We start from the raw sequence: 13,314 nt of genomic DNA on the forward strand, positions 1-13,314 counted from the left end.
AAATTACCGGCCTAACGTGACGTTTGTGCACAAGCGCTTGCTTGACATCCGGGACCGCACCGCGATAACCGGGGTCGGCTACACCCCCTTCACCAAGGACTCGGGCGTCAGCACCCTCACGCTGGCCTGCCGCGCCGTGCTGGCCGCGCTGGAGGACGCGGGGCTGGCGGTGGACGATGTGGACGGTCTGGCCACGCACCGCGTGGGCGACTCCGCGGCCCCCACGCTGGTGGCCCCCGCGCTGGGCCTGACCGACCTCGCCTGGCACCTCGACCAGTTCGGCGGCGGCAGCGTCTCGCACGCGGTCGTCGGTCAGGCGGCGCTGGCGGTGGCGGCCGGGGTGGCCGAGACGGTGGTCTGCTACCGGGCCATCAACGCCCGTTCGGAGTTCCGCATGGGCGGCACCGGCCGGGGCGTGCCGGTGAGCCCGGAGGTGCAGTATCAGGCGCCGTACGGGTATGTGGCGCCGCCGCAGCAGTACGCCATGTTCGCCCGAGCCCACATGTTGAAATATGGCACTCAAGCCGAGCATTTCGGGCAACTGGCCGTCACTCAGCGCGCCAACGCGGCCAAGAACCCCCGCGCCCTGATGCGCACCCCCATCACGCTGGACGACTACCTGGCGAGCCGGTGGATCGCGGAGCCGTTCCGGCTGCTGGACTGCTGCCTGGAGACGGACGGAGCCTGCGCCGTGGTCGTCACCACGGCCGAACGCGCCCGCGCGCTGCGCCGCCCCCCGGTGCTGATCTCGGCCGCGGCCTGGGGCGGCGGCACGTCGCACCTCTCGGGCCCGTCCGCCGACCCCACGGTGACCGCGGCCGCCGCCCTGGCCCCGCGCCTCTACGCGCAGGCCGGTCTGGGGCCGGCGGACATCGACGTGGCCGAGCTGTACGACTGCTTCACGTACTCGGTGATCGTCCAGCTCGAGGACTACGGGTTCTGCGAGAAGGGCGAGGGCGGCCCGTACGTGGCCTCGGGTGCGACGGCGCCGGACGGCCCGCTCCCGGTCAACACCCACGGCGGCTTCCTGTCCGAGGGCTACGTCCACGGCATCAACCACATCGCCGAGGCGGTCTCCCAGCTCAGAGGCGACGCGGGCGACCGCCAGGTGCCCGGGGCCGAGGTCGCGCTGTCCACGGCCCAGCCCGGCTACATCCTGCCGGCCACCTCCGCCCTGATCCTGAGGAGATCATGATGACGGCCTACCGGCCCGAACCCGACCGGGACTCCAGGCAGTGGTGGGAGCGGGTCGGCCGGCAGGAGTTCGCCGTCCAGGAGTGCGACGGGTGCGGGGCGGTGCGCTTCCCCGCGCGGGCGTTGTGCCCCGAGTGCCGCACGGAGGCGTGGCACTGGCGGGAGGTGGAGCCCGAGGGGGTGGTCGAGAGCTGGATCGTCAACCATCAGCCGTTCATGCCGGGGTTCGGGGTGCCGTACGTGGTGGTGATGGTCCGGCTGGCGGCGGTGCCGGGGTGCTTCGTGTACGGGAACTGGCGCGGCGACGGGGCTCCGGAGCGTGGCCGGCGGGTTCGGGCCGCCTACCGCCGGGTCGACGAGCGGTTGACCCTGGTGGACTGGGCGCCGGTGGAGGATGACGGAAATCTGGATGATCTTCCGGTGCGGCGCGAGTCCTCCCCCTAGTTGACCTTGCTCCGGAAATTGGATTGGTACCGGGAATCCCACCAGTCCCACCATCACGAAGGGGCCCACGAGTTCGGCTCCGAAGGTTGATGATGATGGCAGAAGGCGTCGACGCGGACGGCTCGGACTGGCGGCGAACGATGACTGACGGGATCTCGATGACACGCGTGACCTGCGGGTCACGAGGAGCGATCCTGCCTGCCCGCCGGTCCTCGACGGAACAACCCCGCCGGTCGTGCCGTGCCGTGACGGCGCCCGGTCCCGCACACCGGAGAAGCGTCTCCCTGGACGGGGCCCGGCCATGGTCGGCGGGTGGGGTCGCCCGTGGTGACCGTACGAGATGGGGTGGGCCGTTCCGGGCGGCGGCGAGTGCTTCGGGGTCGGCGAGGAACCTTGGTGGCGTGCGCATCCGGAGGGCGGCGTTCACCTGGGGATCGGCGAGGACCCGAAGGACGGCGGGCGCCCCGGAAGCGGCGCGGCCGGCGGTCGCTCACGCGCCTGGGGCGCGGGATCCGCCTGGAAGGGCCCGGCCCCCGCCCGCGGCGGGAAGGCGCGATGCCCTGCGTTGGTCCCTTGGAGGAAAACGCGCCCTGGCGGGCGTGGGGGACCCGCCAGGACGCGCTTCCTGTCCCGTGCGCGACGGCGCCAGGACTCCGGCGAGGGATGGAGTCCTAGACCGTTGGTTCGCGCACGGAGTCGATGGGGGAGTGTGAAAGCTCCCGCTGCCGGTAACGTGCGGCGATGCGTTGAGCTGCACCAACCGGGTCATCAATGGGGTGCGTGACGGGGGCGCCACCCTCCTCATTCCAGACAAAGGATCCGTCATTGCACCACACGGTCAGCTCAGTCAACACCGATAGCTCGCGCACACCGATGCCCATGCTCTGGTAGGTGTGGGTGAACCCCTGGCGACGCAACCCGTAACGCAGTAAACGTGTTGCTTCGCAAGGGGCATGCCAGGGCAGGTACGGCGTACCCGTGCGGACCGGCAACACTGGCCTTCACCCCCTCACCGGCCTTTAGATGGATTTGTACCAACGAATGGATGATGGGCCGGTGGAGGCGGTTCGGTCAAGGGGTTGTGGCCTGCTAGAACCAGATCGTCTAAATTGTTGGAACAAAAGGGGTGAAAGTGGCAAGGTCGGTGCTGTATCAGCAGGTGGCTGCGGAGTTGCGTCGAGCCATCTACTCGGGTGTCCTCGGCCCGGGATCACAGCTGCCGACCGAGGCGCAGCTCATGGAAGACCATGGGGTGAGCAGGAACACCGTAAGGCTGGCCCTGGGAGAGCTCGTCAATGAGGGGCTCGTGACGCGCACGCCGCGGCGCGGAACCGTGGTCAGAGACCGCAGACCGCTGCTGATCTATCCGCAGCGGGAGCTGGAGCCACAACCTTCTGGGGAACTGCGGGAAGCCTTCGCCTATGCCGTGGCGCAGGAAGGCCGCGAGCCTAGCCAGTACATCGAGGTGCTGACGGTCTCTCCTGTAGAGGAGATCGCCAGCAGGCTGGAGCTGGCGGACGGGGAATTGGCGGTGGTGAGGCGCCGGCTGCGTTTCGTGGACGGTCAGCCGTACAACACCAACGATTCCTACTTCCCCCGTGATCTGGTTGCCGACTCTGAGATCGCCAGGCCCGGAGACATCGCGAGAGGGGCGAACCGGGTGCTGGAGGAGCTGGGGCATGCGCAGGTGCGCGTCACCGACGACATCTGGGCCCGCATGCCCAACCAGGAGGAGGCCGAGCGCCTCCAGCTCGAGCTCGGCACGCCGGTCATGGTGTATGTCCGAGTTGGATTCGACGGGGCCGACATGCCAGTGCGTGTCGCGGTGTCGGTGCTGCCCGCCGACAAACATTTGATCAGATACGAGCTCGATGGCCGCTAACGAGCTCGGTTGAAGGGGTGATCCCGCCGGCTGGGGCCGGGCGCAGCGAGAAATTAGCCGCCTCGCTGGCCTAGGGGAGTCGTGCATACTCCCCTAAATCGCCATTTATCCATATTTATCGGGTTGAGGCCCCATTTTCGGCTACGCGCACCATTGCTTCATCACGCTTTGTGTATGCGCGCAAACCCTACGCAACGGGAGTTTTATTATGCACACCAACACCAACACGCTGCTCCACCCGCTCGCGCTCCGCAGAGCGGAGCCCGAGGACCTTCCCGGCGTACTCACGCTGCTCGCGGACGCCGCCGAGTGGCTCTACTCGCGAGGAGTGCGGCAGTGGCCGCGCGGGGGGTTCGGCCCCGAGCGCATCGTGCCGCTCATTGAGGAGCGGGTGCTCTTCCTGCTCGACGACGAGCTCAGATACCTCGACCCCGACGAATCGGCCCCGCCGGTAGCCACGATAGCCGTCGACGACCACGCGGACCCCGAGTTCTGGACACTCGACGACGACCCCGGGGCTGCCCTTTATGTCCACAAGCTCGCCGTGGCGCGTCCCTGGTCCGGCAGCGGCCTCGGGGACGCCCTCCTGGACTGGGCCTGCACCTACGCCCACGCGGCCGGCCTGCCGTACCTGCGCCTGGACTGCGCCAAGGACAACTGGCGGCTGCAGGAGTACTACCGCAGGCGCGGGTTCCGCCACGTCCGCACGGTGGACCTTCCCCACCGCGCGTCCGGCGCCCTCTTCGAGCGCCCGTCGCTGGACCTGGCCACCACGGCCTTCCGTGACCTGACCATGGCCGAACTCATCTCCGCCTGACACCCGCACTCACGGCCCCGGTCCCCTCGGGATCGGGGCCAAGCGCCCTCGCGTCCGATGCCCCCCGCCCCACAGGGCGCGTGGCGGGCTGTGGGCTCGTCCGGCGGGCTCGGGCAGGGGGTACCGGTCGCGCGGACGCTGTGGGAGCGTCAGGGCGCCTGGAGCGGGCCTCTGGGGCGGCGGGGAGGCCGTTGGCCGGGACTTTTTGGGGTGATCGGCGGCGGAACGGTGCAGAGCACCATATAACCTCTCCTCCATGACCGGATCCCTGCTCGAGGTGATCGCCCTCAACGTGCGTGACGCAGTGGCCGCCGAACAGGGTGGAGCCGACCGGCTGGAGGTCGTCGCCGACATGGCGGCCGACGGGCTGACCCCCTCCCCGGAGACGGTTGCCGCGATCGCCGCGGAGTGCCCCCTCCCTCAGATGGTGATGCTCCGCTGTGACGCCGGCTTCACCGCCGACCCCGACGTGCTCGACCGCCTGAGCCGCGACGCCAAGGCGTTGGCGCAGGCGGGGGCGGCGGGGTTCGTGTTCGGGTTCCTCGACGGCTCGGGGAAGGTCGATCTCACGGCGACCGAGGCGCTCATCCACGGCGTCTCGCCGCTCCCGTGGACGTTCCACCGGGCGGTCGATCACGCCGCCGACGTCCAGGCGTCCTGGCGGGCCGTGCGGCTGCTGCCCAACCTGGCCACCGTGCTCACCTCGGGCTCGCCCAACGGGGTGGGGGAGGGGCTGCCGGTGCTGAGGGCGCGGGCCGACGCCGGTGACGGCTCGATCATCCTGGCCGGGGGCGGGCTGAAGCCGGCGCACGTGCCGGCCCTGCTCGACTACGGCATCCGCGCCTTCCACGTGGGCTCCGCCGTGCGGGCGAGCTGGTCCGACCCGGTGGACTGGCGCCTGGTACGCCAGTGGCGCTCCCTGGTCGAACGCGACTGAGACCGCTAGGGCAGGGCCGCGTCCGCGCGCCTGAGAGCGGCCGCCAGCGTGCGGATCGTGGCGGGCTCGTCCATGAGGCCGCCTCCGGCCTCCCGCTGCTCCTCCCACGCTCTCACCCGCTCCTGGTACGCGTCATAGCGCTCCAGATGGAAGGCGTAAACGGTGGCGAAGCGGCTCACCAGGTGGGAAGGGTGCATGTCCCACCCCTGGTAGAAGCCGTGCCCCAGCGAATGCCTGACCAGCTCGGCGTGCCGCCGCCACAGCGCGTGCACGTCACGGGTGAGCCCGGAGGCGGGCGAGGCGGCCAGAGATCCGTCCGACAGCTCCACCCTCGTGCCCGCGAACGCCGTCTGCATCACGTGCCGGGCGTGATCGCACGCCGGATGGTCCAGCCGCTGCTCGTGCGGCGGCAGCCCGATCGCCGCGGTGTAGTCGAAGACCCCGAAATGCGCCGCCGCGAGCCGCCCGCCCAGCGACTCCGCCAGGTCCCCGCGCAGGAAGTGCAGCGTCTGCGGCGCCTCCACCTGCATCTCGAACCGCAGCCGCACCTCCAGCTCGTCCTCCAGCCGGGCCAGCACCTCCGTGAACTGACCGAGGTAGGCCTCCATGAGGACCTTGGGAAAGGTCACCGTGAAGCCCGGCGGCAGCTCGCCGGCCCGCTCCATCAGCCCCGAGAGGAACAGGTCGAGCGTGCGCACCGACCGCGCGGGATCCCCGTCGGCGAACGACTTCACCCGGGGGCCCCACCGCCGCGGCAGCGTGCCCGCCGTGTGCATCGTGGCGACCGCCTCGACGGCCTGCGCCACGTGGTCGTCCTCCACCAGGTCGGGACGTACGCCGTACCCGTCCTCGAAGTCGATGCGCAGGTCCTCGATCGGCTCCGAGGTGAGCTTCTGGATCACCTTGGGATGCACGGCGGCGGCCAGCCCGCCGGACACCCCGAAGACCTCCGCCAGCGCGGCGGGATCGGGCAGATGTGCCTTGACCAGGGACAACGCGTGATCGCGCCACTCGGAGAGGGTGCGGATCGAGAACCGGTCGGCCGGGACGTAGACGGTGTGGACCGGCTGCCGCTCCTCGCCGGTCGAGGAGGGGTAGCGGGCCTGCTGGATCCGGTAGGCCTCGTCGAACCCCTCAGGAACGGAACGCACGGAGCATTGCCTCCAGGCCGACCAGCTTGACGCGTTCGCCCCGGCCCAGCGACCTGGCCAGCTCGGCCTCGGCCGCCTCGATCGCCAGCCAGTCCTCGTACGTCACGGGCCGCACCCCGCGCGCGGCCAGCAGCGCGTCGATGGCCCCGCCGCTCACCCGCGGGCGATCCGAGAGGTCGGCGAGGAGCGTGCGGACCGTTTCGGCCGCGTCGGACTTGTTGGTGCCGATCACCCCGGTGGGACCGCGTTTGAGCCAGCCTGCCACGTATTCGCGGTCGCGCACCCGCCCGGCCTCGTTCGGCACGGTCATGGTCTGCTCAGAGAACGGCACCCCGGGCAGCGGCACGCTCTGGTAGCCCACCGAACGCAGCACCATGCCGACCGGCAGCGTCTCGAACTCGCCCGTGCCGACCACGCGCCCCTCCTCCGACAGGCGGGTGCGTTCGAGCTTGAGGCCCTCCACCCGCTCGGTGCCGAGGATCTCCACGGGCCGCAGCCAGAAGCGCACGTCGAGGCGGCGGGGGCGGCCCACCGGGTTGCGGGCGGCCCACGACTGCAGGACCTTGATGTTGCCCTGGACCTGGCGCGGGAAGTCGACGCCCAGGACGACGGCCTCGTCCGGGCGGACGCAGACGTCGGCGTTGGCCAGCTCGCCCAGCTCGCGCAGCTCCTTCAGGGTGAACTTGGCGTGCTCGGGGCCGCGGCGGCCGATCATGTGGATGGCCTTGACCTGGCTCGCCTCGAGGCGTTCGAGCACGTCGTGCGGCACGTCGGTGGAGCGCAGCTCCTCGTGGGTCTTGGCCAGGACGCGTACGACGTCGACCGCCACGTTGCCGACGCCGATCACCGCGACCTCGGAGCTGTCGAGCGTGAACCGCCCCGGATCGACGTCGGGGTGCCCGCAGTACCAGTTGACGAAGTCGGTGGCCGCCACGCTGCCGGGCAGGTCCTCGCCGGGGATCCCGAGCTTCCTGTCGACCATCGCGCCCGTGCAGTAGACGACCGCGTCGTAGGCGCCCAGCAGGTCCTCCACGGAGACGTGCTCGCCCAGCGTGACGCCGCCGAGGAAGCGGACCTCGGGCAGTTCGAGGACTTTCCGCAGGTAGTTCGCGATCGACTTGATCGACGTGTGGTCGGGCGCGACGCCGTACCTGACCAGCCCGTACGGGGTCGGCAGGCGTTCGAGGACATCGACCTCGACGGGCTCGGCCGACTGCTTCACCAGCGCCTCGGCCGTGTAGATCCCGGCGGGGCCCGACCCGATGACCGCCACGCGCAACGCCACGCTGCCTCCTAAGACTCGGTTACACGCGTCCCACCAGATGTAACCGGCCGGTGTGATCCAGGTATCCCCGATCGCCGGTCCGGATGAACCCGTCTCTCGCGAACACCGCATGATCGGTGTTCTTGCCAACGTAGCCGCTCATCACCGCCTCGGAGCGGAGGAGCACCTCGCCTTCGTCCTCATCTGACAGTACGCGTCCGTCGGCGCTCCTGATCGACACGTCCACACCGTCGCGTGGCCTGCCGACGCAGACCTCGGCGTCCTCGGGCGGGTCGTCGGGCCGGGTGCCGAGCCCCAGCCCGGCTTCGGGGCAGATGTAGCGGTTGCACACGGGCACGCGGTATCTGTCCCGCAACGCCCTGATCAGCTTGGGCGGGGCGGGCGCGCCTGCGGACAGGATGAGGGCCAGGTCCGGCAGGTCCGCGCCGCAGGTCAGGATGCGCGAGAGCTGGTAAGGGGTGCCGTTGAGCACGCCGATCCCGTGCTCGCGGATCACCTTGACGGCGGCGTCCGGGCTCCATTCGGGCAGGACGTGACAGGTCCGCCCGGTCTGCAGGAACATCGGCAGCCGCGTGGCGAACCCGAGCCGGCCCAGCGGATGCGGCACCAGCCGCGCGTCGCCCGTCCCCCAGCGCGTCCCCGCCCCGTGGGCCCTGATCGCCTCCAGCTGCTTGTTGCCGAACACGACCCCCTTGGGGGGTCCCGTCCTGCCCGAGGTGAACGTGATCACGACCGGTCGCGCGGGATCCGGCGGGAACGGCGGCGGTGGCGGCTCCCGCCTGCACAGGCTCCCGAGCCGGACGGGGCCGCCGCGAACGATGGGCAGCGTCACCACGTCGAGCCCGGGCAGCGGCGGGAGCACCCCGGGGGCGGTGATGACGATGGCAGGGTCCAGCCGGGCCAGCAGTTCCGGCCGCTCGGTCCCGATGCCGGCCGTCACCGCGTCGATCTTCGCGGCCGCCACGTAACAGATCACGAACTCGGGCCCGTCGGGCAGCGCCAGCGCCACGACGTCGCCGACGCGCGTCCCCCGATGGGCGAGCCCGGCGGCCACCTGGTCGGAGAGCCGGTCCAGATCGGCGAAGGTCAGCACGGTGGAGCCGGTGACGACAGCGGCGCGCCCCCCGAATCTCCGTGCGGCCTCCCCGGCCAACAGGCGCAACATGGCAGCTCCTGGGGCAGATTGCGCTAATTTGACCCTACCCGCCCCGAAGCCTCGCCAGACGGCCTCGCGCCCCCGTTCTCACTTTTTCGCGCCCCAGCAGCCTCACCCTTCTGCGGGAGCTCAGCTCGGAAGGCCGTCAGCCGACGTACGGAGCGCCCGCTTGTCCACCTTGCCGTTCACGTTCACCGGCAGCGAGTCCACCACCACGACCCGCCTGGGCACCTTGTAGTTGGACATGTTGCCCCTGGCCCAGCCGATCAGCCCCTCGGGATCGACGGCGGCCCCGGGCCGCGGGACGACGTACGCCACCCCCGCCTCCCCGCTGACCGGGTCAGGCACGCCCACGACCGCCACCTGCGCCAGCGACCCCTCCCGCATCAGCAGCGACTCCACCTCGGCCGGCGAGACGTTGAACCCGTTGACGATGTAGAGCTCCTTCTTGCGGTCCACGATGGCGAGGTTGCCCGCCGGGTCCAGCACCCCCACGTCCCCCGTGTGCAGCCACCCGTCGCCGTCGACGACCTCCGCCGTCCGCGCGGGCTCGCCCCAGTACCCCCGCATCACCCCGTAGCCCCGCTGCAGGATCTCCCCGCGCTCCCCGGCGGCGACCTCCTTGCCGTCGTCGTCCACGATCCGCACCTCGATCCCGGGCACGGTCCGGCCGGTGGTGTTGGCGATGACGTCGATGGGGTCCCCGGCGCGGGTCATGGAGACGACCGTGCCCTCCATCAGCCCGTACGCGTTGATCATCCGCTCCAGCCCGACCCGCTCCACCAGCCGCGTGATCAGACTGGCGGGGACGGCGGCGGCGCCGCAGATGGCCACGCGCAGCGAGGACACGTCCCAGGACCCGCGGTCCAGCTCGTCCAGGATCCGGTGGAAGAGCGTGGGCGGCCCGGCCAGCACCGTGATCCGCTCGGAGGAGATCAGCGACATCACGGCGTCGGGCGTGAAGACGGGGATCGGCATCATCGTGGCCCGGCGCAGGACGCAGGCGATGAGCCCCGCGTTCAGCCCGAACCCGTGGCTGAACGGGGCGACGATCGGATAGCGGTCGCGCTCGTCGAGGGTGACGATCTCGGACCAGTCCCAGTAGCCGCGCAGGACCTGGGAGTGGTCGATCATGACGCCCTTGGGCACGCCCGTGGTGCCCGACGTGGACATGATCTCGCACAGGTCGTCAGTGCGTACGGCGAGCGCCCGTTCCTCGGCCTCCCGAGCGGGGACCCGCGCGCCCAGGGCGCGTAAGTCGTCGGGGCGGCGCAGGCCGGGAAGGGGCGGCAGCAGGTCGGCGAGGGGAGTGGGCGACGGGCCCGCTCCGGTGACGAGCACCTTGGCGCCGGTCTTCTCGATCAGCTGGGCGGCCTCGATGCCCTTGAAACGGGGCGAGAGCGGCACGATGATCGCTCCCGCGTCCCAGATCCCGAACGCGTGCCGCACCCAGAACGCCGAGTTCACCCCCCACATCGCCACCCGGTCACCCGGCTCGACGCCGAGGGCGATGAGGCCGCGGGCGATCTCGGCCGCCGAGGCCCGCAGCTCGGACAATGTCATCCGCGTGCCGCCCTCGGCGACCACGACGGCGCCGGGGTGGTCGTCCGCCTGGTCGCGAAGCATGCGGGGGAGCGTTCCCCAGTCCGGCATCGGTGCCATGTCACCCCTAGGTGATGAGAGCGCGGTCCCTTCCGAGGTGGTGGCCGCGCAGGTCGTTCACCGTGCCCGGCGCGGGGGTCTCGGAGACGTCCTGGGCGATCTCCACGTTGATCGATATGGGCGTCAGCGCCTGGACGGCCTGCTGGATCCTCGACTTCCACATGGGGTTGCGGACCAGGCTCGCCCGGCTGAACGTGACCGTGAGCACGGCCGCGTCCAGCGTCCCCTGGCGGCTGATCGACAAATCCCAGCCGGACACGCCGTCGACCTTGGACAGCGCCTTCTCGATGCGCGGCAGCGCCAGCCACACGCCTCTGACCAGCACGTGGTCGCCCACCGTGTGGGCCGGTGCGGGGATGCCCGCGCCGCCGAGCGCGGCGACCTGGCCGGTCCTGAGCACGGTGTCGCCGGCCGCGGAGGTGACGACCAGCTCGGCGAGCCCGGCCGCGGGGTCGGGGGAGTCGTCCTTGGTCAGCGCCGCCAGGCCCAGCACGTCATCGGCGAGCGGGGTGAGCGGCTCGTCCTCCGACGCCCGCCACGCCAGCGCGCCGCCGGTGAACGGGCTCGCGAACACCTCCGTCACCTGGGCCTCGAACTCTCCCGCCAGGTGGGCGATCGTCCGTTTGGAGGCGATCTCGCCGGTGAGGACGATGTTCCTGAGCCCGAGGTCCAGCGGGTCCAGCAGGAACTCCAGGTGCAGGCGGGCCAGGAAGTCCATCGCGCCCGTCGGGGTGGTGACCAGGGTGGAGGCTTTGAGTGCGGTCAGCGCGTGGTGCAGGCGCATCCGCCCGCGCGGGCCCACGTCGGCGGCGGCCTCGGCCACGTCGGCCGCGGCGGCCGTCCAGAGCGCCCCGGCGGGTTCGGCGAGCGCCACGACGACGCGCTCGCGCTCGCCGACCCCGCACTCGCGTAGCGCCTTCGCCGTCAGCACGTGGTCGCGGGGGTCCAGCGGGACGGCGCTCGACAGGTCGGGGGAGACGAGCAGGAGCCCGGTGGCCGAGCGCGCGGCGGCGCCGAGGTCGTCACGGGTGAGCCAGCGGACCATCAAAGCACCATCTCCGTACGGTCGGGCGTCCGGGGCGTAGGGCGGGCCGTCAACGGGCCACCTCGGTCATGAACAGCGCCATCGAGTCGCACACCCGGTCATGCGCCAGCCCGCCCACCTGCGCCTGGATGATGAGGTCCGTCGCGCCCGCCTCGGCGATCCTGGCCAGGGCCTTGCGCGAGCCCTCCACGTCGTCGACCACCACCATCAGGTGCTCGCGCAGCGTGGCCATGGACTCGTCTGGCGGCATCCCGGCCGCGAGCTGCCCCAGCACCCGATGAGTGGCGTGGCGGGCGTCGTAGTAGTCGGGCGGGGTGACGAGGTTGACCTGGCGGCGGATGTACCACAGGACGGCGTCGGCGGCCGCGGCGGTCGCCTCGTCGCGGGTGGGGGCGACGTACCAGGGGATCATCAGGGCGACGCGGCGGCTTGCCGGGTCGAAGCCGTGCTCCGCCAGACATTCCCGATATTTCGCGATGTCGGAGGCCACGTCGTCGATGCCCTTGAGCATCGTCATGCCGAGCAGGTTGTACCCGTGCCTGGCCGCCGCCAGATAGCCCTCCAGCGAGGTCGAGGCCACCCACACCGGCGGGTGCGGCCGCTGGGCCGGGCGCGGGTAGACGGCCACGTCGGGGATCTCGAAGAACTCGTTCGACCGGCTGACCGGCTCGCCGTCGGCCTGCCAGATGGCCAGCGTCGCCTCCAGCGAGTCCTCCCAGATCTGCCGCGACTTCTCGAACGGCCGCTGGAACGCCTGGTACTCCAGGGGCGAGGCCCCCCGTCCCGTGCCGAACTCCACCCGGCCGCCGCTCAGCACGTCCAGCGTGGCGACGCGCTCCGCCGTGCGGATCGGGGACTGGAACGGCAGCAGCACCACGCCGAGCCCCAGATGGATGCGCTCGGTGCGCTGTGAAATGGCGGCCAGGACCAGGTCGGGCGCGGAGGAGTGGGAGAAGCCCCTGGTGAAGTGGTGCTCCACGAACCAGGCCGTGTCGAATCCCAGCCGGTCGCCCAGCACGACCTGGTCGACCACGTTCTGGAACGCCTGCTGCTCCACTTCGCGGGTGCGACCGCGAACCTCGAGCTCATACCCCAGGCTGATCCGTACGGACGTCATCGCGCCTCCGAAGTAGTGAACCAAGCGCTCGCTTGGTAGAGCGTATCAGCAGCGAACACTTGCGGGAAGGGCGCGGACCCGATCAGAGTGGATGCCTGTGAAGCGAAAGCACGCGCTGCGGCGGCCTAAGGACGGCCCGTTCCCCGATTCCGCCGACGACGACCTCTCGCTCACCAGCGCCCGCAGGTATGAGGCGTTCGGCCGGGTGATGGCCGCGCTGGCGACCGAGGCCGACTTCATCGAGTCGTGCCGCGACCTGACGTGGTGGCGAGGCGCCGATCACAGCTGGCACGTCGAGTGGCGCGACGGGCCGTACGCGTCCGAGGTGGCGTTACTGCTGGCCCAGCAGGTGCGCGACCCCGACTACGACGGCCCGCTCGTCACCGAGGCCGGGCCGGGGAGCAGCGGTTCGGCCGTGCTCGACGTGATGGGCGTGCGGTTCGAGCTGCGCGCCATCGACCCGATCGGGCGGGCCACCGTACGGGAGCGGCCCGGCTTCTGGCGCCTGGCCGAAGCCCTCGACACCACCCGCCGCACCAACACCCGCCACCCGTGGGAAGAACTGCTCGGCGGCTGACCCGCTCGGCACCACCGCCCGGCTCCTCCAGAGGGAAGTGGGCCGGG

General features: G+C 71.0%; 12 protein-coding genes. 6 read left to right on the top strand and 6 right to left on the bottom strand.

What is annotated here, in order from left to right; translation table 11 throughout:
* The first annotated feature begins 25 nt into the window (after positions 1 to 25).
* The 5 genes from H4W80_RS46800 (at position 26) to H4W80_RS46820 (ending at position 5,274) form a co-directional block, all read left to right on the top strand.
* Positions 26 to 1,195, top strand: coding sequence for a thiolase C-terminal domain-containing protein (locus H4W80_RS46800; protein WP_318787377.1), 1,170 nt, complete (start codon positions 26 to 28; stop codon positions 1,193 to 1,195).
* Complete coding sequence (locus tag H4W80_RS46805) at positions 1,192 to 1,638, top strand: Zn-ribbon domain-containing OB-fold protein (protein WP_225964047.1); 447 nt, start codon at positions 1,192 to 1,194, stop codon at positions 1,636 to 1,638. Before H4W80_RS46800 ends, H4W80_RS46805 begins: the two co-directional genes overlap by 4 nt.
* Positions 1,639 to 2,782: 1,144 nt before the next feature.
* A complete protein-coding gene (locus H4W80_RS46810; protein WP_313044680.1) occupies positions 2,783 to 3,520 on the top strand; it encodes a GntR family transcriptional regulator in 738 nt (245 codons plus the stop codon).
* Positions 3,521 to 3,728: 208 nt separating this feature from the next.
* Complete coding sequence (locus H4W80_RS46815; protein WP_192790952.1) at positions 3,729 to 4,337, top strand: GNAT family N-acetyltransferase; 609 nt, start codon at positions 3,729 to 3,731, stop codon at positions 4,335 to 4,337.
* Between the two features lie 256 nt (positions 4,338 to 4,593).
* Positions 4,594 to 5,274, top strand: coding sequence for a copper homeostasis protein CutC (locus H4W80_RS46820; RefSeq protein WP_192790953.1), 681 nt, complete (start codon positions 4,594 to 4,596; stop codon positions 5,272 to 5,274).
* A gap of 5 nt (positions 5,275 to 5,279) precedes the next feature.
* On the opposite strand, the gene H4W80_RS46825 is transcribed toward H4W80_RS46820, so the two are convergent.
* The 6 genes from H4W80_RS46825 to H4W80_RS46850 form a co-directional block, all read right to left on the bottom strand.
* Positions 5,280 to 6,425, bottom strand: coding sequence for a DUF6986 family protein (locus H4W80_RS46825; RefSeq protein WP_192790954.1), 1,146 nt, complete (start codon positions 6,423 to 6,425; stop codon positions 5,280 to 5,282).
* Entirely contained in the window at positions 6,409 to 7,710 is a 1,302-nt protein-coding gene (locus H4W80_RS46830; RefSeq protein ID WP_318787378.1) for an FAD-dependent oxidoreductase, read from the bottom strand. Before H4W80_RS46830 ends, H4W80_RS46825 begins: the two co-directional genes overlap by 17 nt.
* Positions 7,711 to 7,729: 19 nt before the next feature.
* Positions 7,730 to 8,875, bottom strand: a complete 1,146-nt coding sequence (locus tag H4W80_RS46835) for a class I adenylate-forming enzyme family protein (RefSeq protein ID WP_192790956.1) — start codon at positions 8,873 to 8,875, stop codon at positions 7,730 to 7,732.
* Positions 8,876 to 8,995: 120 nt separating this feature from the next.
* On the bottom strand, positions 8,996 to 10,492 hold the full coding sequence (locus H4W80_RS46840) for an AMP-binding protein (protein WP_192794143.1): 1,497 nt from the start codon (positions 10,490 to 10,492) through the stop codon (positions 8,996 to 8,998).
* A gap of 43 nt (positions 10,493 to 10,535) precedes the next feature.
* Entirely contained in the window at positions 10,536 to 11,573 is a 1,038-nt protein-coding gene (locus H4W80_RS46845) for a hypothetical protein (protein WP_192790957.1), read from the bottom strand.
* Positions 11,574 to 11,622: 49 nt separating this feature from the next.
* Complete coding sequence (locus H4W80_RS46850; protein ID WP_192790958.1) at positions 11,623 to 12,690, bottom strand: LLM class flavin-dependent oxidoreductase; 1,068 nt, start codon at positions 12,688 to 12,690, stop codon at positions 11,623 to 11,625.
* 91 nt (positions 12,691 to 12,781) lie between these two features.
* Here H4W80_RS46850 and H4W80_RS46855 point away from each other — a divergent pair, with 91 nt between their 5' ends.
* The gene (locus tag H4W80_RS46855) at positions 12,782 to 13,267 is read left to right on the top strand and encodes a hypothetical protein (protein WP_192790959.1); all 486 of its coding nucleotides are present in this window, start codon (positions 12,782 to 12,784) and stop codon (positions 13,265 to 13,267) included.
* Positions 13,268 to 13,314 lie beyond the last annotated feature (47 nt).

The sequence above is a fragment of the Nonomuraea angiospora genome (assembly GCF_014873145.1).
GTDB lineage: Bacteria > Actinomycetota > Actinomycetes > Streptosporangiales > Streptosporangiaceae > Nonomuraea > Nonomuraea angiospora.

Excerpts from the sequence above, each read along its gene's own strand:
- H4W80_RS46805 (WP_225964047.1), top strand. The coding sequence starts at position 1,192 with ATGATGACGGCCTACCGGCCCGAACCCGACCGGGACTCCAGGCAGTGG.
- H4W80_RS46815 (WP_192790952.1), top strand. The coding sequence starts at position 3,729 with ATGCACACCAACACCAACACGCTGCTCCACCCGCTCGCGCTCCGCAGA.
- H4W80_RS46820 (WP_192790953.1), top strand. The coding sequence starts at position 4,594 with ATGACCGGATCCCTGCTCGAGGTGATCGCCCTCAACGTGCGTGACGCA.
- H4W80_RS46835 (WP_192790956.1), bottom strand. The coding sequence starts at position 8,875 with ATGTTGCGCCTGTTGGCCGGGGAGGCCGCACGGAGATTCGGGGGGCGC.
- H4W80_RS46840 (WP_192794143.1), bottom strand. The coding sequence starts at position 10,492 with ATGCTTCGCGACCAGGCGGACGACCACCCCGGCGCCGTCGTGGTCGCC.
- H4W80_RS46845 (WP_192790957.1), bottom strand. The coding sequence starts at position 11,573 with ATGGTCCGCTGGCTCACCCGTGACGACCTCGGCGCCGCCGCGCGCTCG.
- H4W80_RS46850 (WP_192790958.1), bottom strand. The coding sequence starts at position 12,690 with ATGACGTCCGTACGGATCAGCCTGGGGTATGAGCTCGAGGTTCGCGGT.
- H4W80_RS46855 (WP_192790959.1), top strand. The coding sequence starts at position 12,782 with ATGCCTGTGAAGCGAAAGCACGCGCTGCGGCGGCCTAAGGACGGCCCG.